Raw genomic sequence first — 18,316 nt, forward strand, 5'->3', positions numbered from 1 at the left:
CGTTCTGCTTTCACACGGTGGCGGTACCGAGGCGGATTCCGGCGTCCTGGCCGGCGTGAAGAAGCACCCCGAAACGCACACCAGGCGCGCGGCGCGCCACGGACTGCTTGATTGGGCCGACCGCCTCGGCTGTGCGGCACTGCTGGCAGCGGCCCTGGGCCGGCGCCGTCCTCCTAGGCTGGTACGTGTGGCACATGCCGCCCCTGCGTTGATTCGCTGGTGCGCTCGACGTGGCGCCCGGGACGCTGCCCCATCTGCCGGGAGAACTCATGCCGTTGTGGGGATTGCCGGCGGACCGCATCCAGTGATGTGGCCGGCCCACGCGCTGGCGGGCATCGCGCTGGTCGTCACCGCGTGCGCGTGCTTCTCCGCGCTCGACACGACGATCAAGTACGTCAACATCAGCGCCACCGTGCCGCTGCTGATGGCGCTGTGGTTCCGCTACGCTTTCCAAGCCTTCGCGACGGCAGCCACCGTGCTGCCGCGGCGCGGCCTGGCCGTGCTGCGCACCATGCATCCGGGCTTCCAGGTCTTGCGCGGCCTGCTGCAGCTCGCGAGCACCCTGATCGCATTCTCGAGCCTGAAGTACATGCCGGTCGGCGAGTACACGGCCATCGTGATGATCACGCCGCTGGCCGTCACGGTGCTCGCCGCGACGGTGTTGAAGGAACATGTCTCGCCGCTGAGCTGGGTGCTGGTCACCGGCGGCTTCGTCGGATCGCTCGTTATCATCCGCCCCGGCGCCGAAGCGTTCCAATGGGCGAGCCTGATGCCGCTCGGCATTGTGGTCACGAACGCGTGGTTCCAAGTGCTCACGAGCCGCCTGGCGCGCACCGAAGACCCGGTGACGATGCAGCTATGGAGCGGCTGGGTCGGCACGATCGGCGCGAGCTTCGCGCTGCCCTTCGTGTGGACCTGGATCGCCAATCCGTGGACCTGGCTGCTGCTGGGCTTCATGGGCTTCGCCGCGACAATCGGCCACTTCATGCTGATCCTCGCCTACCAGCGCGCGCCGGCGGCCACGCTCACGCCTTATCTCTACTCGCAGATCGCCTTCGCGATGCTCGCGGGCGTCGTCGTGTTCTCGCACGTGCCGGACCAGTGGACTCTGGCTGGCATCGTGTTGATCGCGCTCTGCGGCGCGGCGGGCGGCTGGCTCACGGTGCGCGAGACGCGCATGAAGATGGAACCCGTGGAAGCCTGATCGTGGCGCAGCTCTTCGAGCAAGCCGGCGGCAGGGTCAGTCCCGCTGGAACAGGGTCACGACGCAGGCGCCGCCTAGTCCCAGATTGTGCTGCAGCGCGAGCCGCGCACCTTCCACCTGGCGCGCACCCGCTTGCCCGCGCAATTGCCACACCAGTTCCGCGCACTGGGCCAAGCCGGTGGCACCCAGAGGATGACCCTTGGACAGCAGACCCCCGGAGGGGTTGGTTACCACCTTGCCACCGTACGTGTTGTCGCCCTCGAGAATGAATTTCTCTGCGCATCCTTCGGGCGCGAGCCCGAGTGCCTCGTAGGTGATCAGCTCGTTGGCCGTGAAGCAGTCGTGCAGTTCCACCACGGGGATGTCTTCGGGGCCGATGCCGCTGGCGTCATAAACCTGTGCCGCCGCGCGCCGGGTCATGTCGTAGCCAACCAGCTTGCGCATGTCCTTCTCGTCGAAGCTGCTGTTGCCGTCGGTGGTCATGGCTTGCGCGGCGATCCGCACGACCGCGTCCAACCTGTACGTGCGGGCAAAGTCGGCGGAGCACAGCACGGCCGCGGCGCTGCCGCACGTGGGCGGGCAGCATTGCAGCCGGGTCAGCGGGTCGAACACGGCCGGCGACCCCATCACTTCGTCCAGTGTCAGCGGCTCACGAAAGAGCGCGAGGGGGTTGCCGGCGGCGTGGCGTCGCGCCTTGACCGAGATGCGGCCTAAGGTGTCCGCGCGGGTGCCGTACAGCTGCATGTGCATGCGGGCGGCGCCGCCGAAGAACTGCGCAGCGACCGGCGCGTCCGTGGACGGGCCCTGGATGGCTTCCATGGCATCGAGCAGGCGCTGCGACGGGTCCGGGCGGTCCTGCCAGTGCGTGGCAATGGCGCCGCGCTGCATCTGCTCAAAGCCCAGCGCAAGCACGCATTCGGCGGCGCCGCTGGCAATCGCTTGGCGCGCCAGGAACAGGGCGGTGGACCCAGTGGCGCAATTGTTGTTGACGTTGACCACGGGCACGCCGGTCAAGCCCAGGTGATAAGTGGCGGCCTGGCCGCTGCACGAATCGCCGTACACGTAGCCCGCGTACACCTGCTCGACGCGCTGGTAGTCCACGCGGGCGTCGTCGAGGGCGGCGCGTGCCGCGCGCGCACCCATGGCATGGTAGGACTCGCTCGCGCCGGGCTTGGTGAACGGCATCATGCCGACGCCCGCGACGTGGACCGGTCTTGTCATGGCATTCGCATCTGTTTCTGGATCAGGCCGCTCACGAGGATTGCGTCCTTGCCTGCCAGGTGATCGTGGGATGTGATCACCCAACGGCTGTCGAAGGCTTTGAAGTAGCCGACCAGGTGCTCGCGCAGCGCTTCCCGGTAGTTGACGTCGCCGAAGGCGCCCTCGATGTCGCGCTTGTCCCAGCAGCGGGTGAGGCGTTCCGTCACGTCGAGCAGATGTTCCGTCGGGGCCATGGCTTGCGTCCCTTTGCGTCGTTAAGGGGCAGCTTAAGCGCGTACCGCTACAGGCCAATCGTCGCATCCGACGATTGGGGCCTTCGTTTGGCGGCGCCGTGCGGTGCGGAACGCAAATTCGTCGGTTGCGACGATATGGCGGCCGCCCAGCCTCAAGGCACAGTAGCGTCATGACCGAAAGCACGAACACCGCGGCCAGGAGTCCCCCCCTGAATGAGGCGTGGCGACCATCGCCTTTGCCTCGCCTCATCCCAAGATCGCTTTCCGCGAGGAGCAAATGTCTCAGGAACTGATAGTAGAAAACATTGGGCGCGTGCGTCGCATCACGCTCAACGCGCCGGAGCGGCGCAATCCCCTCAGCTTCGTGCAGGCCCGCAACCTGCTGACGGCCCTCCAGGAAGCCGCGGCCGCCACGGAGGTTTCAGCCGTCATCCTCACGGGCAACGGCAAGTCGTTCTGCGTCGGCGGTGACCAGAAGGACTTCCAGGCCGGGTTCAGCAAACGGCCTCCTGAGGTTCTGTCCGACTATCCGCCGTTGGAGATCTTCCGGTTGGCACGCAGCTACCGCAAGCCGCTGATCGCGGCGGTGAACGGTGCTGCGCTGGGCGGCGGCCTGGGGATCACCTGCCTCGCCCACCTGGCAGTTGCGTCGGACGTGGCGACCTTCGGAATTCCGGAGATCAAGCTGGGAATCTTCCCGCTCACGGTTGTGCCCGTGGTTCGCCCGATACTCGGCGATCGCCTCACGTTCGAACTGGCACTCACCGGCCGGATTCTCGATGCGCAAGAGGCCCTCGAGCACAACATCGTGAACCGGGTGGTGCCCGCGGCAGACCTCCAGCAGACGGCACTGGACCTGGCGACCACCGTCGGTGAGTTCAGCCCCCTCGCCCTGCGCCTTGGGATCGAAGCGATGCAGGAGTCGGCGGACATGGATTTCGATGCGGCCGTGTCCTATCTGAACGCAATGCGGACGATCTTCTTCGGGAGCGAAGACCTGCTGGAAGGCGCCACGGCCTTTCTTGAAAAGCGCAAACCGGTGTGGCGCGGACGTTGATAGAGGAGCGAGGGCATGAAAGAAATTGAGACAACACTGAAAAGCTTCGTTTCCGAGCAGGTGAACGACTACGACGTCGTCGTCATCGGCGCCGGGATTGCAGGGATCTATCAGGCTTACCGGCTCCGCCAGATGGGGTTGCGCTTCCGCGTAGTGGAGGCCGGCACCGGCGTCGGCGGAACCTGGTACTGGAATCGGTATCCGGGCGCGAGGTTCGACTCGGAGAGTTATTCCTACGCGTATTCGTTCTCGCAAGAACTGCTGGCGGAGTGGGACTGGTCGGAGCACTTCGCCCCGCAACCCGAGACGCTCAGCTATCTGAATTACGTGACCGACAAGTTCGATCTGCGGCGAGACATGCAGTTCAACAGCCGCGTGAAGTCGGCGAAATACAGCGCGTCAGAACGGCGTTGGTCTGTAACGCTGGAAAGCGGTTCCACCTGCACGTGCCGCTTCCTCGTCACAGCCCTTGGACCGCTTTCGGCGCCCACCCTGCCGAACTACGAGGGCATCGATGACTTCGCCGGCGAGTCGTACCAGGCTTCGCTCTGGCCCAAGACGGAGGTCAGCTTTGCCGGCAAACGCGTCGCCGTGATCGGGACCGGCTCGAGCGGCGTGCAACTGATTCAGGAAATCTCCAAGACAGCCAAGCACCTGACCGTGTTCCAGCGGACTCCGAACTGGTGCGTTCCCCTCGGCAACCGCCCGATCGCCAAGGACGAAATGGAAAGGCTGCGCGCCGACTTCCCCGAGATCTTTCGCCGATGCCAGGAGAGTCCGGGCTGTTTCATCCATGTTCCCGACCCTCGCCTCACGATGGAAGTGCCCCCCGAGGAGCGGGAGGCTTTCTGGCAAGAGAAGTATGACACTCCCGGCTTCGGGCTGTGGATGGGGAACTTCCGCGATGCGTTCATTAATCCCGAAGCGAATGCCGCCCTCTCGGATTTCGTGGCCAGGAAGATCCGCGAGCGGGTCAAGGACCCTGCCACGGCGGAAAAATTGATCCCCAAGAACCATGGATTCGGCACGCGGAGGGTGCCTCTCGAGACCAACTACTACGAGGTCTACAACCAGCCCAACGTGCGGCTGGTGGACGTCAACGAGTCGCCGATACAGCGCATGACCGCCAGGGGAATCGTGAGCGGGGACGAAGAGCTCGAGTTCGACATGATCGTGTATGCGACCGGATTCGACGCGTTGACCGGGAGCTTCGATCGCATCGACATCCGCGGAGAGGACGGTGTCTCGCTGAAAGAGACGTGGAAGAACGGGCCGGAAACCTTCCTCGGAATCCTTGTCGCCGGCTTCCCGAACTTCCTGATGCTCGCCGGCCCGCACATGGCGCTGGGGAATGCGCCCCGTGGCATCGAGTACGGCGCGGAGTGGATTTCCGAGCTGCTTCGATTCGCGACGCGCAAGGGAATCACGCGCATTGCAGCACCCGTCGAGGTGATGAAAGCGTGGACGGAACACGTACGGGGACTCGGCACCGAGTTGCTCGCCAGCAAGATCGATTCGTGGATGACGGGTGTGAACAAGAACGTCGCCGGCAAGACCCAGCGGTCCGTGATTCGGTACAACGGGCCTGCCACCGAGTACCGCAAGAAGTGCGACGAGGTTGCGAATTCCGGCTACCAGCAATTGGACATTTCGTAAATCCACATTCCAACTCAATCACGTACGAGAACCATGACATCTCCAGATCCAAAAGTTTGCCTGATCACGGGCGGCGCTTCCGGCCTCGGTCGCGCGGCCTCGATGCGTTTCGCGCGCGACGGCTATGACGTCGTCATCGGCGACCGCGACGCCGCGGGCGGTGAAGAAACCGCGGCACAGATCCGGGCGGCCGGAGGCAGGGCCACGTTTGTGCGCACGGACGTCGCGGTGCCCGCCGATGTCCAGGCGCTCGTCGACCTCGCAATCCGCACGCACGGCCGTCTCGACTGCGCGGTGAACAATGCCGGCGTCGAAGGAACGCGCGGGTTTCTCGTCGACTACTCCGAGGACGAAGCCAGGCGGCTGTACGACATCAACTTCATGGGCGTGTTCACCGCCATGAAGCATGAAATCAAGGCGATGCTGGAGACGGGCGGCGGCGCAATCGTCAACGTCGGTTCGAGTGCCGGGCTTCGGGGCACGCCCCGCATGGCGGCCTACTGCGCGACGAAACACGCGCTGGTGGGCCTGACCAAATCGGCCGCACTCGAGTACGGCGAGAAGGGCATCCGCGTGAACATCATTGCTCCGGGCTCGTTCCGCACCCCCATGAGCGAGCGGCTGTACGGGAAAGACATCGACACCGCCATTTCGTCAGTCACTCCCCTCAAACGCGTCGGCTCTGTGGAGGAGGTGGCCGAGGCCATCTACTGGCTCGCTTCGCCCGCGTCCTCTTTTGTGACCGGCGCATCGCTCAACGTCGACGGCGGGAAGCTGGCAGGCCCGGTGATGGGTGTCACCGCGCTGTGGAAAGCCGACTAATTAGGAGCAGACAAGATGAATTTCGAAGTCGTAACGGATGCGGTGGGGTTTTGCGAGGGACCGGTGCAATGCCGCGATGGCAGCATTGTCGTCGTGTCGCTCAGCGACGGCTGCCTCTACAAGATCTCGGATGGCAACCTGAGCATGTTGGCCATGTTGGGCGGCGGCCCGAATGGCGCCGTCGAAGCCAAGAATGGCGATCTGTTCGTGGCGCAGAGCGGCGGGGGGACCAGCGGGGTGTTTCTCACCAAGCCGAATGTGCCTCCGGCGAAGGGTGACGTCGTGCACGTGCGCCGCGACGGGAGCTTCCAGGCGCTGAGTAGCGGGCCGACGGCTCCTAACGACCTGGCCTTCGGGCCGGACGGGCTGCTCTACGTCACCGACCCCACACGTGGCCCGGCGCGTAACGACGGCCGACTCTGGCGGTTCGACACGGCGTCGGGCGAGGGCGAGCGACTCACGACCATGGACTGGTATTGCAACGGCATCGGGTTCACGACCGAGACCGACTGCTTCTATGTCGCCGATACACGGTCCGGCCGCATCCTCCGGTTTCGTCTCGATGATCCCCGCACGGAGAAAGCGGAGGTGGTGATCCAGATGAGCCGCAACGTGCCGGACGGTTTTGCGATCGATACAGCCGGCAACTTCGTCGTCGCCACTGTGGGGCTGAGCGACAAGGAAATGGGTTGCCTGCAGGTGTTCTCACCCCAAGGCAAATTGCTGGAGATCGTCGAACTCGGCGCCGGTCAGTACTGCACCAACGTCGCCATCGATGCCGACTGCAACATCGTCGTCACCGATTCGTCGAACGGCCGCGTCTTGCGGGGAAAGTGGCCGCACCCCGGGCTGGCGTTGCACCCGTTTCGCTGAGGTCGCCCTTCGATGGCCGATCCGATCATCAAGGTCCAGGACGTTCGTGTCGCGTTCGGGGGAATCCTCGCCCTCGATGCCGTCTCGTTCGAGGTACCCCAAGGGGTCATCGCCGGCTTGATCGGCCCGAATGGTGCGGGGAAGACCACCCTGTTCAATTGCCTCAGCAGGATCTACACGCCCAACTCGGGCTCCATCCTGTTCGAAGGCAACGAACTGCTGCGCGTGGCGCCCCACAAGACAGCGCCCCTGGGAATCGGCCGGACTTTTCAGAACCTGGCCTTGTTCAATGACCTGAGCGTGCGCGACAACGTCAGGATCGGGTCGCACTCTGTATTTCCGAACAATCTGGTCAGTGACATGTTCAGGCTGGGTCGCGCGCGTCAAAACGAGCGGGACATCGAGCGCCGAACCGACGAGATGATCGACTACATGGGTTTGGACCGGATGCAGGATGTGACGGTTTCCGACCTGCCTTTCGGTACCCAGAAGCGCGTCGAAATGGCCCGCGCACTGGCGATGGAACCCAAGCTGCTGCTGCTCGACGAGCCAGCGTGCGGACTGAACCACGAAGAGGTGGAGGATCTCGGACGCCTCATCCGGCGAGTGCGCGCCGAGCGAAGGATTTCCATCCTGCTCGTCGAGCACCACATGCAACTGGTGATGTCCATTTGCGACAGCATCGTTGCACTGAACTTCGGCCGCTGCATCGCCGCCGGTACGCCCGACCAGGTGCGAAGCAATCCCGCCGTGATCGCCGCCTATCTCGGGGCCGGAAAAGCATCATGACAAACATTCTCCAGGTCCGCGGCGTCGGCGCGGGATACGGCAAGACCAACGTACTGCACGACCTGAGCTTCGACGTTGCCGAAGGAAAGGTGACGACCCTGCTGGGGGCGAACGGAGCCGGCAAGACCACGACGCTGCGCGCGATCAGCGGGATGATCCCGCGTACGGGTGACATTCGCTTGGCCGGAGAGTCGATCATCGGAATGAGCACGGAGGAGATCGTCCGCAAGGGTGTGGCCCACGTGCCGGATGGGCGCGGAACCTTCAAACGCCAGACCGTGGAGGAAAATCTGCGGCTCGGGGCCATCACGCGGCGGCCTTCGGCAGAGGTCCGGCAGGACCACGAGATGGTGTTCGACTACTTCCCGATCCTGAAGACCCGCAGGACACAGCAGGCCGGCCTCTTGTCCGGCGGCGAACAGCAGATGCTGGCCGTGGGAAGGGCCCTGATGCTGCGCCCGAAGCTGTTGCTGCTGGATGAGCCTTCGTTCGGCCTCGCACCGTTGATCGTCGAGGAAATCTTCAAGATATTCGCCCGGTTGAATCGCGAGCAGCGCACGAGCATGCTGCTCGTGGAGCAGAACGCCTCGATTGCACTTGATTTTGCCGACCAGGCTTACGTCCTCGAAACGGGTCGCGTCGTTCTCGGCGGCGCCGCCGCTGACGTCAAGAAGGACGAGAACGTCGCCCGTGCGTATCTGGGCTACTGAGACCAAGCCATGGAACACCTGATCCAGCAGATTGCCTCCGGATTGTCGACTGGCGCCATCTACGCCTGCGTGGCACTGTCGGCAGTGATGATCTACCAGGCCATTCACCACATCAATTTCGCTCAAGGCGAAATGGCGATGTTTTCCACTTTCGTCGCATGGCAGCTGATCCAGTGGGGCGCCCCCTACTGGGTGGCCTTCGTCCTCACCATCGCCGTTTCGTTCGCGGGAGGCGTGGTGGTGGAGCGCGTGACGATCCGCCCGCTGCTGCGGGCATCGGCCTTTCTCCAGGTCGTCATGTTCATCGCGCTGATGAGCCTTTTCAACAGTGGCGCCGGTGCCATCTGGTCGCACACGGTTCGCACGTTCCCGTCTCCCTTCGGATTCAAGCCTTTCCTGGGCAGCAGTCTGATCAGCAACCATCAGCTGGGCATGCTCGCGATCTGCCTGGTCATCCTGCTGTCGCTGTTCCTGTTTTTCCGGTTCTCACGCGTGGGACTGGCCATGACGGCGGCGGCTGCCGATCCGGTTTCCGCCCGGCTGGTCGGCGTGCGGGTCGGGTGGATGACAGCGCTCGGCTGGGGGCTTGCATCTGCAATAGGCGCCGTCGCCGGAATGCTGATCGCGCCCGTCGTTTACCTGGAGCCGAACATGATGATGGGCATTCTCGTCTACGGCTTCGCGGGTGCAGTACTGGGCGGGTTGACGAGCCCGCTGGGGGCGGTGGTCGGCGGTATCCTGGTCGGCGTCATCGAGAACCTCGCCGGAACCTACATACCGGTGATCGGCACGGAGCTGCGGCTGACCATTGCCCTTGTGCTGATCATTTCCATGCTCCTGGTGCGCCCCCGGGGGCTGTTCGGCAGAGCGATCGTGGAGCGAGTGTAATGACGTCCTTATCGAGACAAGACAATCCCTTGGCAGTCCGGTCCGTGGCTGCGCACAAGAAGCAGCCGGCCGGCCATCCATGGGTGGTTTCGGGATTGATTGTCCTGGCCGCGGCAGCTCCGTTTCTTCTGCCTGGCTTCATCACGTTCCAGTTGACCCAGGTGCTGGTGTACAGCGTCGCCATCATGGGCCTGATCCTGCTGACGGGCTTCAACGGCCAGTTCTCGCTTGGCCATGGGGCGTTCTTCGCCGCGGGTGCGTTTACGGCGGCAATTCTGCTCGATCGGAATCTTGTGTCCTACCCAGTCACGTTGCTGGTCGCAGGCGCGATCTGTTTCGTCTTCGGATTTCTGTTTGGGTTTCCCGCCCTCCGACTTGAGGGTATCTATCTGGCGCTGGCAACGTTTGCGTTGGCCGTGGCAACCCCGCAGGTGCTGAAACTCACTCCTCTCATCCCGTTTACCGGTGGTGTCAACGGAATCTCTCTTGCGAAGCCGGAGCCTCCGTTCGGCCTCGCGATGAGCCCTGATGCGTGGCTTTACTTGTGCGTTCTGTTCGTGACGTTGCTGATGCTCGCCGGGGCCGTCAGCTTGATGACCACGCGCAGCGGGCGCGCGCTGGTCGCAATTCGCGACAACCCGATCGCGGCCCGATCGATGGGAGTGAACATCTCCCTCTACAAAACGCTGGCATTCGGCATCAGCGCGTTGTACGCAGGAGTAGCCGGCGCGATGAGTGCGATCACGGTGCAATACGTCTCCCCGGACAGCTTCACGATGGGCGTGTCCATCGCGTTCTTCGTCGGAATGGTTCTCGGCGGCATCCGCTGGTTGCCGGGAGCATTCTTCGGCGGGATCTTCATTGTGTTCGTTCCCCAGCTGTCCGAGCGCTTCCAAAAAGGCTCGGAGGGCATCGTGTACGCCGTCCTGCTGATTCTGCTGGTGTTCCTCATGCCCGCAGGTTTGGCCGGGGTGGTGGCAGCGTGCCGCAACCGCTTGCGTCGTCGCGGCGCAGCGGACCAAAGAGCGTGACTGCGCCATCCCGGGGCAGTGCGCGTTGACAGTGATAGGACAAGACATGTTGCTGAAAGACAAGGTGGCGCTGGTGACCGGTGCCAGTTCCGGCATCGGCCGCTGTGTTGCGCTGCAGTACGCAAGGGAGGGTGCCCGCGTGCTCGTGTGCGATGTGAATGGCGAAGGGGGGCAGGAAACGGTCGCGCTGATCGAGGGCGCAGGCGGCAAGGCCGCATTCCACTTGTTGGATGTCACGCAACCTGACCAGCACTTCAAGGCCGTTGAACACGTAGTGGAGCGATGGGGGGCGCTGCATGTCGCTTGCAACAATGCCGCCACCGTTCGCGGACAGCAAAGTGGAAATCTGCTTCTGGCCGATGTGGCGCCGGAGCACTGGGCGCAGGTCCTTGCAGTCAATCTCTCCGGCGTGTTCTTCGGCTTGCGTGCGCAGATTCCGGCACTGATTCACGCCGGCGGGGGCTCCATCGTCAACATCGCCTCCATAGTGGCGCAGGTCGCGCACGCGCCGGGCTTTGCGGCCTACATCGCGTCAAAGCACGGCGTGCTTGGCCTGACACGCAGCGCCGCGGTCGACTACGGGGGCCAGGGTGTTCGTGTGAATGCCGTGGCCCCGGGTTTCACCAAGACCCCGATGACGGCATGGCGCGGTGAAGACAACCTGCGCAGTGTGGCGGACCAGCAGCTGTTCAAGCGGCTCGGCAACCCCGAGGAAGTTGCTGAACTCGTCGTGTGGCTGTCGAGCGATCGCGCCAGCATTGTTACCGGCGGCTTCTACCCTTCCGATGGCGGGTATCTCGCCTTTTGAGGCTCTGTCGAATACGCGCACCTTCGAATCGTTGTCTCATGCCGTACGCTCCGGATGGCGCAAGGGACGGAAGAACGCGCGGATTTCGCTCGCCAGGGCCTCGGGCTGCTCCAGCGCTGCGAAGTGCCCGCCGCGCGGCATCTCGGTCCAGCGCCGGATGTCGGTGAAGGTGCGCTGCGCCAGCGAGCGTGGCGGCTTCAGGATCTCCGCAGGAAACTCCGCGTAGCCGAGCGGGACGCCCACCGTCGCGTCCTCCGGCACTGGCCAGGGGCCATGCGCCCGAGCGTAGTAGGGCCAGAAGGAGGAACCGATCGCGCCGGTGAACCAGTACAGCGACACGTTGGCCAGCAGCGTGTCACGGTCGATCGCGCTCTCGACGTCGCCGCCGCAGTCCGACCATGCCCGCATCTTTTCGAGAATCCACGCGGCCAGGCCGGCGGGCGAGTCGGACAGGCCATAGGCCAGGGTCTGCGGCCGGGTACCCTGGATGGCGGCATAGGCGGCGTCTTCCTTCAGCCAATTCCGTAGCTGCGCCAGGTAGCGCGCCTGCGCCGGCTCTTCCGTGCGGATGCGAGCCGGATCACGGGGCAGCGGCAGGAGATTGAGGTGGATGCCGTACACCCGCTGCGGGTGGGCCAAACCGATGCGCGCCGCGATCGAAGCGCCCCAGTCGCCGCCCTGGGCCGCGAAGCGCTCGTACCCCAGCACTCCCGACATCAACTCCACCAGCGCGTCGGCCATGGCTTCGGCCGAGAAGCGCGGCTGGCCCGGCTCGAAGGACAGGCCGAAGCCGGGGAGGCTGGGCGCGACCACGGTGAACGCGTCCTCGGCGGGTGCGCCGAAGCGCTGCGGCTGCGTCAGCCTGGGGATCAGCTCCAGAAACTCGAAGACGGAGCCGGGCCGGGGCCCCTCCCCCGGCACGTGCAGGAAGTGCAGGTCGATTCCGCCCACCTTCGCCTTGAACTGCGCGAAGGCGTTCAGGCGGCGCTCCTGCGCGCGCCAGTCGAAGCCCGTGCGCCAATATGCCAGGATCGATTGGAACCAGCCCAGCTCGGTGCCGCACTCCCAACTACAGCCAGGCGCCTGGTCTGGCAAGCGCGTGCGCTCGAGGCGCTGGCGCAGGTCCTCGAGCGCTGCATCCTCGACCTGCAGCTCGAAGGGTACGGTTCGCGCGGGCGGGCTCATGCTGAAACCGCACCGGCGTAGGGGACCTCGCGCCCGCCGCAGCGGCGCACGCGGATGTTGGCCTGTTCGCCGTGCCCGGCCATCCCCTTGAGCGCGCACAGCCGGGAGCCGTAGAAGCCGATCAGGACGGAGGCTTCGCAGGTCAGCACCCGCTGGAACCATGGCGACTCGTTTCCCAGAGGCGCCCCGAACAGCTTGTCTTGCACGTCTTGCTTCCTGTTCATCGGCTCCGACGCGGCGCGCTGCCCCGTCGCAGCACTCATCAGCCTATGGTCGCTGCGTGCCCGCGGCTCCGACCGCGGCTTCAGACCTTGGGCGGCTCTCCTGCAATCTGGTACACCTGATTGTCGAGAACCGTGATCTTGGTCATTTCCATGTCGAGGAAGAGATGTTCGTCAGGGATCATCACGGCGCGGTGGACGGGCTCGGCGCGCATCTTCTTGTGATCCTCGACGCTGTCGAACCAGACCTCGGAGAAGCCATCGTACTCGAGCGGCTTCAGGCCCGGGAAGATCTCGTTCGGTACCAAATGGTGCTGGACGTACCGGCGGATGTACTTTGCGATCTCCGGTGTGTTGCGGACGAGTGGGCCATGAACCTCGCGCCAGTGCCTTGAGAATTGCTCGTACGTCAAGCCCGGCTTGCGCTTATAAAAACCCAGAACGATGATCATGTCCGTCTCCAGTTTGTGTGACAGTCCCGCTGCGCCCGTGGTGCGCGACGCTGAACCGATCTGGCGAGAGAATGCGGCCTCCACTCGGCAGCTCCTTTGCCGAGATCGACGGCAGCCATCATCGCAATGGTTCGAAGACATGCTTCCACTCTTCCGTCTGGCGGAAAAGACGACGGCAGGTTCAGGACCTGAGCGCACGAGTGGAGCATGCGCGTGAGAAGCACTCTCGCCGGGTGACCTGCTTGAACAGGCCAGCTCCACCGCCGAAGCCACGACACGCGATCTCCTCGCTCTCTCGTTCAAGCGGGTTGGTGGAGTGGATCCGCACCCAGTGCGCCCGGGGGAAGGTCATGAAGGCGAGCTCGGCGTTCTCTGCCTCGTCCTACGCGCCTTGCCGCACAGCGGAAGGACTCACACCACTTCCGGGCACATCAACTTTCCTTTCCGTCAGACGGAAAAGCGGAAGCCTGCCTTTGAACCATTGCGATGATGGCTGCGTCGATCTCGGCAAAAGGAGTTGCCGAGCGGAGGCGCCGCACTCTCTCGCCAGATCGATTTCAAACGTTGCGTACGACGAGCGCGGCGGGACTGTCACGCAAACTGGAGACGGACATGATCATCGTTATGGGTTTTTATAAGCGCAAGCCGGGCTTGACGTACGAGCAATTCTCACGGCACTGGCGAGACGTTCATGGCTCTCTAGTCCGCAACATACCGGAGATCGGAAAGTACATGCGCCGGTACGTCCAGCACCATCTGGTGCCGAACGAGATCTTCCCGGGCCTGAAGCCGCTCGAGTACGATGGCTTCTCCGAGGCCTGGTACGACAGCGTGGAGGATTTCAAGAAGATGCGCGCCGAGCCCGTCCACCGCGCCGTGATGATCCCTGACGAACATCTCTTCCTCGACATGGAAATGACCAAGATCACGGTTCTCGACAATCAGGTGTACCAGATTGCAGGGGCGCCGCCCACGGTCTGAAGCCGCGGGCCTTCCTGCAACGTGCGGATCCAGGCAAGCGCGTAAGGACTTCCGGCGCTGCGGCGCCGTCAAGGGCGCAGCCCGGCGCAGCGAACCCCTGCCAGTGACGACCATTTACGGCATTCATGGCAGCACAAATCCACTTCCAGATACAACGGAACAAAACAATGCGCTTCTGGCATCAATCCATGGCCGACCTCTCGGTTCAACCGACCTACGCAGAAAGCCTCCAAGGTCACGTTCGCGCGGTGTGTGGGCAAGAAACCGAAGTAGTGGTCCACGGACTGCCTGAGGGAACGTATGCCGGACTCACCACAACCGATGTTCTGCGGGCACCGTACCTGTACCACCGGGTCTACCGCCAGATCATCGAATATGGAAGGCAGGCAGAGGACCAGGGATACGACGCGTTTGTAATCGCATCCTTTAGTGAGCCGTTCGTGCGTGAGCTTCGCTCTATCGTCGATATTCCAGTGGTCTCGATCGGCGAAGCCTGCATGTTGGTGGCGTGCAGTCTGGGCAAGAAGCAGGCCCTGATTTCGAGCGTTCCAGCGGTTCAGCGAATCGTCGAAGACCATGTCCGTGTGTACGGTCTTGAGAGTCGCGTCTCGGCCGTGCGGTCGGTGGGCCCGATGATGGATGAACTGCAGTTCAATAAGGGTTGGTCCGATCCATCGATGATCATCGAAGAGTTCCTGCGGTTAAGCAGACAAGAAATAGCAAACGGGGCGGACGTCATCATCCCGGCTGAAGCAGTTCTCAGTGCATTGTTACGCAGCAACAATGTTATCTCTGTCGATTCCGTACCGATCCTCGACACGGTGGGCATCGCCTGGAACTATGCGGAAATGCTGGTGAACCTCTGGCGTAAGACCGGGCTGCGTGTCGGCCGGGCTTGGGAGTACGCGCGACCGTCCGAATCCGTTCTGGATCGAATCCTGCCGGCGGCTGCAGTTTCTGCACGATAGGTGCCTGGCACTCGAGGCAAGCAAAAAACCCGATGAGCGCACATCCTGGTACTGACGAACTCGACGCGTTCAACCTGCGCGATCGCGTGGTATTGATCACGGGAGCTTCCAGTGGCCTTGGCCTTCACCTCGCGGGGGTGTTTGCGCGCGCCGGCGCCGCGGTGGCCTTGGCGGCGCGGCGCCGCGATCGGCTCGAGAGCGCCGTGGCCGAGTTGCGCGCGGGAGGTCACCGCGCCACCAGCGTCACCCTCGACGTCGTGCGGACCGATACGTTCGATGCGGCGTTCGAAGGCATCGCGCACGAGCTCGGCAGACCTCCCGATGTCCTGTTGAACTGCGCGGGTGTTCTCGTGACCAAGCCGTTCCTCGAGCAGACGGGCGCGGACTACGACATGGTCATGGACACGAACCTGCGCGGCGCGTTCTTCGTCTCGCAACGTGCCGCTGCCGCGATGGTCCCGCTCGGCCGCGGATCCATCATCAACGTCGCCTCCACCGCCGGCCTGCGGCCCGGCGGGCATCTGTCGAGCTACTGCGCATCGAAGGCGGGTCTCATCCATCTTACGAAAGTCATGGCGCTCGAGCTCGCGCAACATGGCATTCGCGTCAACGCATTGTGCCCGGGTAATTTCGAGACCGACATGCACCACGATTTCGTCGATCGCGGCTTCGCGAACGCGCTGGTCAAACGCATACCGCAACGCCGCTTCGGCCAGGCCGACGAGCTTTCCGGCGCTGCCCTGTTGCTAGCCTCGGATGCTGGTCGCTACATCACCGGCTCAGTGCTGGCGGTCGATGGCGGACAACTCGTGAGCTCGTTGTAGTGCATTGAGCGCGCCGCAAGGCCGGCGCGACCGCCTGATGGGCGCTATGCCGTCGAGCCCCCGTCGGCGTTGTAGACCGCACCGGTGACGATGCTCGCCTGCGGCGACAGCAGCCAGAACACGAGATTGGCTACTTCCTCCGCCGTGCACGCCCGTTTCAGCGGCTGGTTCATGAAGTGCTGCTTGACCGCGGCCTCCACCTGCTCCTCGGTGCGGCCGTCCACGCGGAACGTGCTGCGCAGGAGCGGTGTGTCGATGGGCCCCGGGCAGACCACGTTGATGCGGATGCCGTGCGGCGCGAACTCGTGCGCGGCCTGCTGCGTCATGCGGATCACGGCCGCCTTGGAGGCGCCGTATATGCCTAGCCCGGCTTCCGGCGACCTGCTGCGCTGGCCGGCTATCGACGCGGTGTTCACGATGGCCCCGCCGCCCTGTGCCCGCATCACCTTGCCCACGGCCTGCATGCCCAGCAGCATGCCGCGCACGTTCACGGCAAAGACGCGGTCGAAGTCCTCCATGCGGAAATCGAGCAGCGAGGATTGCGGCCCCACGATCCCCGCGTTGTTGTGGAACAGATCGATGCGGCCGAAGCGCTGCACCGCAGTGTCGGCGTAACGCTGCACGTCGGACGCGACGGCCACGTCGGCCTGCACGACGATCGCGCGCTTCGCGTCCATGCCAGACAGCGCCCGGTCGAGCGCGGCAGCATCGCGGTCCACGACCAGCACATTGGCGCCGACCCCCAGCAGCTGGTGCGCAAGCGCCAGGCCGATGCCGCTCGCGCCGCCGGTGATCACGGCCGTCCGGCCGTCGAAGGGATGAGTGTTCATTGCAGCTCCAAGGGAAGCGCCTCGGGGGCGCGGAAAACGAAGGTGTGCATGGGCTTTGCAAAGCGCTGCTCGCGCCAGGCACGCGCCGCGCGCTGCCGGCTCTCCACTGCGAAGTGGCCGGCCATCACCCCGACTTCGTGCGGCGCACCGCTGGCGCGGCCCTTGCCGCGCGGCGTACGCACGGCATCCAAAATGAACGCTTCTGTCATGGGAAGTCCCGTTTGTCGGAAGTCGCCGCCGGCCTGCAGGATTTCCTCGGAGAGGCTGTCAGACCACGTTTTCGGCGCGCAGTGCCGCGAGCGTTTCCCTGTCGTATCCGAAGTACTCTGCGTAGACTTCATCATTGTGCGCGCCCAGCGTGGGCCCCGGCCTGCTGATTGCGTGCTGGTAGCCGGGGAACTTCGGAACCACACCGGACATGCGTATCTCGCCAAGGTCCGGATCCTGAACCTTGATTACGTCTTCCCTCGCGGCGTACTGTTCGTCCGCGAAAATGTCTGCCGTGGTGTACACGCGCTCATGAATCGCGTCGGCATCTATCAGGCGCCTCTCGACCTCGGCCCAGGTTCGCTGCCGCGCCCATTCCGCCAGGTGCCGGTCGCAGGCAGCGATGAACGCCCGGATCTCTTCGTTGGATCGCCCCATCACCCCGCCGTCCAGCGTTTCCACCAGCTGGGGGGGCGTCTCGGCGCTGAGGAGGAGCCGCCGGATCGTTGGGGGGCCTACCGTGCTGACAACGAAGTGGACTTCGTCCTTCGTGGTGTACAGGTTACGCACCAGCCCTAGCGCTTCGAGCGAATTGCCGGGTCTCTTCAGATCGCTACCCAGCTGGTCATACGTCATGACCTGCACGGGGCTCAACCGGAACAAGCCTTCGAACAGGGCCACGTCGACGACGTCGACGCCCTTCTTGCCGGTGCGCAAGCGATGATTCATAGAGGCCATTAACCCGAAAGCGCCGAATGTGGCCGCCACTCCGTCCGCCAGCGCGATCGACGGAAAGACCGGCGGGCCGTCCGGAAACCCGTTCAGGTGGGCGAACCCGCTGAATGCCTCCGCGGTGGTGCCAAACCCGGGCCGGAGCTTCTTTGGGCCAGTCTGGCCATAGCCGCTGATGCGCAACAGCGAGAGATTAGCCCCAGCGGCCTCGAGTTCCGCCGGCCCGATCTTCCAGCGTTCCAGCGTCCCGGGCCGGAAATTTTCGACCATCAGGTCGAACTTCGGCGCCAGTTGCAGGAACAGATCCTGCCCCTTGGGCGTGCCGAGGTTCAACGTGATGCAGCGCTTGCCACGCGCCATGTTCTTCCACCACAGCGCTTGCCCCCCGCTCTTCGGCGTTGTCTGGCGTATAGGGCTGCCGGTGGGATGTTCGATGCAGAGAACGTCAGCGCCCAGGTCCGCCAGCAAGGCCCCTGACAACGCCGCCGAGTAGGCATGCGCCACGTCCAGCACCTTGATGCCACTCAGAATCCCCTTGCTTCGGTTCGCGTTCACGTTGTCTCCATTGGTTGCGCGGACAGGCGCGTTCGTCGTGCGGGCGCGGTGCGGCCGCGTCACCGGACT

At 64.1% G+C, this 18,316-nt stretch carries 20 protein-coding genes and 1 pseudogene; 13 read left to right on the forward strand and 8 right to left on the reverse strand.

The genetic code is table 11. The features are described 5' to 3' along the window. Positions 1–307: 307 nt before the first annotated feature. Positions 308–1,204, forward strand: a complete 897-nt coding sequence (locus AC1DNF_RS00490; RefSeq protein WP_478146562.1) for a DMT family transporter — start codon at positions 308–310, stop codon at positions 1,202–1,204. Positions 1,205–1,240: 36 nt separating this feature from the next. Here AC1DNF_RS00490 and AC1DNF_RS00495 read toward each other — a convergent pair whose 3' ends face one another. Together AC1DNF_RS00495 and AC1DNF_RS00500 are read right to left on the reverse strand one after the other, a co-directional pair. Then, the gene (locus tag AC1DNF_RS00495; protein ID WP_478146563.1) at positions 1,241–2,425 is read right to left on the reverse strand and encodes a lipid-transfer protein; all 1,185 of its coding nucleotides are present in this window, start codon (positions 2,423–2,425) and stop codon (positions 1,241–1,243) included. After that, positions 2,422–2,658, reverse strand: coding sequence for a hypothetical protein (locus tag AC1DNF_RS00500; protein WP_478146564.1), 237 nt, complete (start codon positions 2,656–2,658; stop codon positions 2,422–2,424). The genes AC1DNF_RS00495 and AC1DNF_RS00500 overlap by 4 nt, the downstream gene beginning before the upstream one ends. Positions 2,659–2,878: 220 nt before the next feature. Here AC1DNF_RS00500 and AC1DNF_RS00505 point away from each other — a divergent pair, with 220 nt between their 5' ends. The 9 genes from AC1DNF_RS00505 to AC1DNF_RS00545 are packed head-to-tail and all read left to right on the forward strand — an operon-like array spanning position 2,879 to position 11,292. Further along, positions 2,879–3,715, forward strand: a complete 837-nt coding sequence (locus tag AC1DNF_RS00505; RefSeq protein WP_478146565.1) for an enoyl-CoA hydratase/isomerase family protein — start codon at positions 2,879–2,881, stop codon at positions 3,713–3,715. A gap of 15 nt (positions 3,716–3,730) precedes the next feature. Next, positions 3,731–5,371, forward strand: a complete 1,641-nt coding sequence (locus AC1DNF_RS00510) for a flavin-containing monooxygenase (protein WP_478146566.1) — start codon at positions 3,731–3,733, stop codon at positions 5,369–5,371. Positions 5,372–5,404: 33 nt separating this feature from the next. Continuing rightward, a complete protein-coding gene (locus AC1DNF_RS00515) occupies positions 5,405–6,193 on the forward strand; it encodes an SDR family NAD(P)-dependent oxidoreductase (RefSeq protein ID WP_478146567.1) in 789 nt (262 codons plus the stop codon). Positions 6,194–6,208: 15 nt separating this feature from the next. Continuing rightward, entirely contained in the window at positions 6,209–7,066 is an 858-nt protein-coding gene (locus AC1DNF_RS00520; RefSeq protein WP_478146568.1) for an SMP-30/gluconolactonase/LRE family protein, read from the forward strand. 12 nt (positions 7,067–7,078) lie between these two features. After that, on the forward strand, positions 7,079–7,855 hold the full coding sequence (locus AC1DNF_RS00525; RefSeq protein ID WP_478146569.1) for an ABC transporter ATP-binding protein: 777 nt from the start codon (positions 7,079–7,081) through the stop codon (positions 7,853–7,855). After that, positions 7,852–8,565, forward strand: a complete 714-nt coding sequence (locus AC1DNF_RS00530; protein WP_478146570.1) for an ABC transporter ATP-binding protein — start codon at positions 7,852–7,854, stop codon at positions 8,563–8,565. The genes AC1DNF_RS00525 and AC1DNF_RS00530 overlap by 4 nt, the downstream gene beginning before the upstream one ends. Before the next feature lie 9 nt (positions 8,566–8,574). After that, positions 8,575–9,453, forward strand: a complete 879-nt coding sequence (locus AC1DNF_RS00535) for a branched-chain amino acid ABC transporter permease (RefSeq protein ID WP_478146571.1) — start codon at positions 8,575–8,577, stop codon at positions 9,451–9,453. A gap of 44 nt (positions 9,454–9,497) precedes the next feature. Next, positions 9,498–10,484: a branched-chain amino acid ABC transporter permease gene (locus tag AC1DNF_RS00540; RefSeq protein WP_478146572.1), complete on the forward strand. Its 987-nt coding sequence runs from the start codon at positions 9,498–9,500 to the stop codon at positions 10,482–10,484. A 46-nt stretch (positions 10,485–10,530) separates the two neighbouring features. Beyond that, entirely contained in the window at positions 10,531–11,292 is a 762-nt protein-coding gene (locus AC1DNF_RS00545) for an SDR family NAD(P)-dependent oxidoreductase (RefSeq protein WP_478146573.1), read from the forward strand. Positions 11,293–11,328: 36 nt separating this feature from the next. Here the strand turns inward: AC1DNF_RS00545 and AC1DNF_RS00550 are convergent, their stop codons facing one another. The 3 genes and pseudogenes from AC1DNF_RS00550 to AC1DNF_RS00560 all read right to left on the reverse strand — a co-directional run bounded on the left by AC1DNF_RS00550 (position 11,329) and on the right by AC1DNF_RS00560 (position 13,150). Next, positions 11,329–12,477: an epoxide hydrolase family protein gene (locus AC1DNF_RS00550; protein WP_478146574.1), complete on the reverse strand. Its 1,149-nt coding sequence runs from the start codon at positions 12,475–12,477 to the stop codon at positions 11,329–11,331. After that, positions 12,474–12,635: pseudogene (locus tag AC1DNF_RS00555) on the reverse strand (histidinol dehydrogenase); the annotation flags it as partial. The gene AC1DNF_RS00550 and the pseudogene AC1DNF_RS00555, both read right to left, overlap by 4 nt. Positions 12,636–12,781: 146 nt before the next feature. Then, positions 12,782–13,150, reverse strand: coding sequence for an EthD domain-containing protein (locus AC1DNF_RS00560; protein WP_478146575.1), 369 nt, complete (start codon positions 13,148–13,150; stop codon positions 12,782–12,784). A gap of 612 nt (positions 13,151–13,762) precedes the next feature. On the opposite strand from AC1DNF_RS00560, the gene AC1DNF_RS00565 reads away from it, so the two are divergent. The 3 genes from AC1DNF_RS00565 to AC1DNF_RS00575 all read left to right on the forward strand — a co-directional run bounded on the left by AC1DNF_RS00565 (position 13,763) and on the right by AC1DNF_RS00575 (position 15,923). After that, on the forward strand, positions 13,763–14,131 hold the full coding sequence (locus tag AC1DNF_RS00565) for an EthD domain-containing protein (protein WP_478146576.1): 369 nt from the start codon (positions 13,763–13,765) through the stop codon (positions 14,129–14,131). Positions 14,132–14,256: 125 nt separating this feature from the next. Further along, positions 14,257–15,099: an aspartate/glutamate racemase family protein gene (locus AC1DNF_RS00570; RefSeq protein ID WP_478146577.1), complete on the forward strand. Its 843-nt coding sequence runs from the start codon at positions 14,257–14,259 to the stop codon at positions 15,097–15,099. A gap of 32 nt (positions 15,100–15,131) precedes the next feature. Further along, positions 15,132–15,923, forward strand: coding sequence for an SDR family NAD(P)-dependent oxidoreductase (locus AC1DNF_RS00575; protein ID WP_478146578.1), 792 nt, complete (start codon positions 15,132–15,134; stop codon positions 15,921–15,923). A gap of 44 nt (positions 15,924–15,967) precedes the next feature. Here the strand turns inward: AC1DNF_RS00575 and AC1DNF_RS00580 are convergent, their stop codons facing one another. Genes AC1DNF_RS00580 through AC1DNF_RS00590 form a run of 3 tightly spaced genes read right to left on the reverse strand, consistent with a single transcriptional unit; the run spans position 15,968 to position 18,247 of the window. Further along, positions 15,968–16,753, reverse strand: a complete 786-nt coding sequence (locus AC1DNF_RS00580; protein WP_478146579.1) for an SDR family NAD(P)-dependent oxidoreductase — start codon at positions 16,751–16,753, stop codon at positions 15,968–15,970. Next, positions 16,750–16,962: a hypothetical protein gene (locus AC1DNF_RS00585; protein WP_478146580.1), complete on the reverse strand. Its 213-nt coding sequence runs from the start codon at positions 16,960–16,962 to the stop codon at positions 16,750–16,752. The genes AC1DNF_RS00580 and AC1DNF_RS00585 overlap by 4 nt, the downstream gene beginning before the upstream one ends. A gap of 58 nt (positions 16,963–17,020) precedes the next feature. After that, entirely contained in the window at positions 17,021–18,247 is a 1,227-nt protein-coding gene (locus tag AC1DNF_RS00590; protein ID WP_478146581.1) for a CaiB/BaiF CoA transferase family protein, read from the reverse strand. Positions 18,248–18,316 lie beyond the last annotated feature (69 nt).

The sequence above is a fragment of the Variovorax sp. 01T432 genome, assembly GCF_056398605.1.

Coding starts and splice junctions, on each gene's coding strand:
- AC1DNF_RS00520 (WP_478146568.1), top strand. CDS start 6,209: ATGAATTTCGAAGTCGTAACGGATGCGGTGGGGTTTTGCGAGGGACCG.
- AC1DNF_RS00545 (WP_478146573.1), top strand. CDS start 10,531: ATGTTGCTGAAAGACAAGGTGGCGCTGGTGACCGGTGCCAGTTCCGGC.
- AC1DNF_RS00510 (WP_478146566.1), top strand. CDS start 3,731: ATGAAAGAAATTGAGACAACACTGAAAAGCTTCGTTTCCGAGCAGGTG.
- AC1DNF_RS00580 (WP_478146579.1), bottom strand. CDS start 16,753: ATGAACACTCATCCCTTCGACGGCCGGACGGCCGTGATCACCGGCGGC.
- AC1DNF_RS00490 (WP_478146562.1), top strand. CDS start 308: ATGTGGCCGGCCCACGCGCTGGCGGGCATCGCGCTGGTCGTCACCGCG.
- AC1DNF_RS00585 (WP_478146580.1), bottom strand. CDS start 16,962: ATGACAGAAGCGTTCATTTTGGATGCCGTGCGTACGCCGCGCGGCAAG.
- AC1DNF_RS00495 (WP_478146563.1), bottom strand. CDS start 2,425: ATGACAAGACCGGTCCACGTCGCGGGCGTCGGCATGATGCCGTTCACC.
- AC1DNF_RS00535 (WP_478146571.1), top strand. CDS start 8,575: ATGGAACACCTGATCCAGCAGATTGCCTCCGGATTGTCGACTGGCGCC.
- AC1DNF_RS00525 (WP_478146569.1), top strand. CDS start 7,079: ATGGCCGATCCGATCATCAAGGTCCAGGACGTTCGTGTCGCGTTCGGG.
- AC1DNF_RS00515 (WP_478146567.1), top strand. CDS start 5,405: ATGACATCTCCAGATCCAAAAGTTTGCCTGATCACGGGCGGCGCTTCC.
- AC1DNF_RS00565 (WP_478146576.1), top strand. CDS start 13,763: ATGATCATCGTTATGGGTTTTTATAAGCGCAAGCCGGGCTTGACGTAC.
- AC1DNF_RS00530 (WP_478146570.1), top strand. CDS start 7,852: ATGACAAACATTCTCCAGGTCCGCGGCGTCGGCGCGGGATACGGCAAG.
- AC1DNF_RS00575 (WP_478146578.1), top strand. CDS start 15,132: ATGAGCGCACATCCTGGTACTGACGAACTCGACGCGTTCAACCTGCGC.
- AC1DNF_RS00550 (WP_478146574.1), bottom strand. CDS start 12,477: ATGAGCCCGCCCGCGCGAACCGTACCCTTCGAGCTGCAGGTCGAGGAT.
- AC1DNF_RS00570 (WP_478146577.1), top strand. CDS start 14,257: ATGGCAGCACAAATCCACTTCCAGATACAACGGAACAAAACAATGCGC.
- AC1DNF_RS00560 (WP_478146575.1), bottom strand. CDS start 13,150: ATGATCATCGTTCTGGGTTTTTATAAGCGCAAGCCGGGCTTGACGTAC.
- AC1DNF_RS00500 (WP_478146564.1), bottom strand. CDS start 2,658: ATGGCCCCGACGGAACATCTGCTCGACGTGACGGAACGCCTCACCCGC.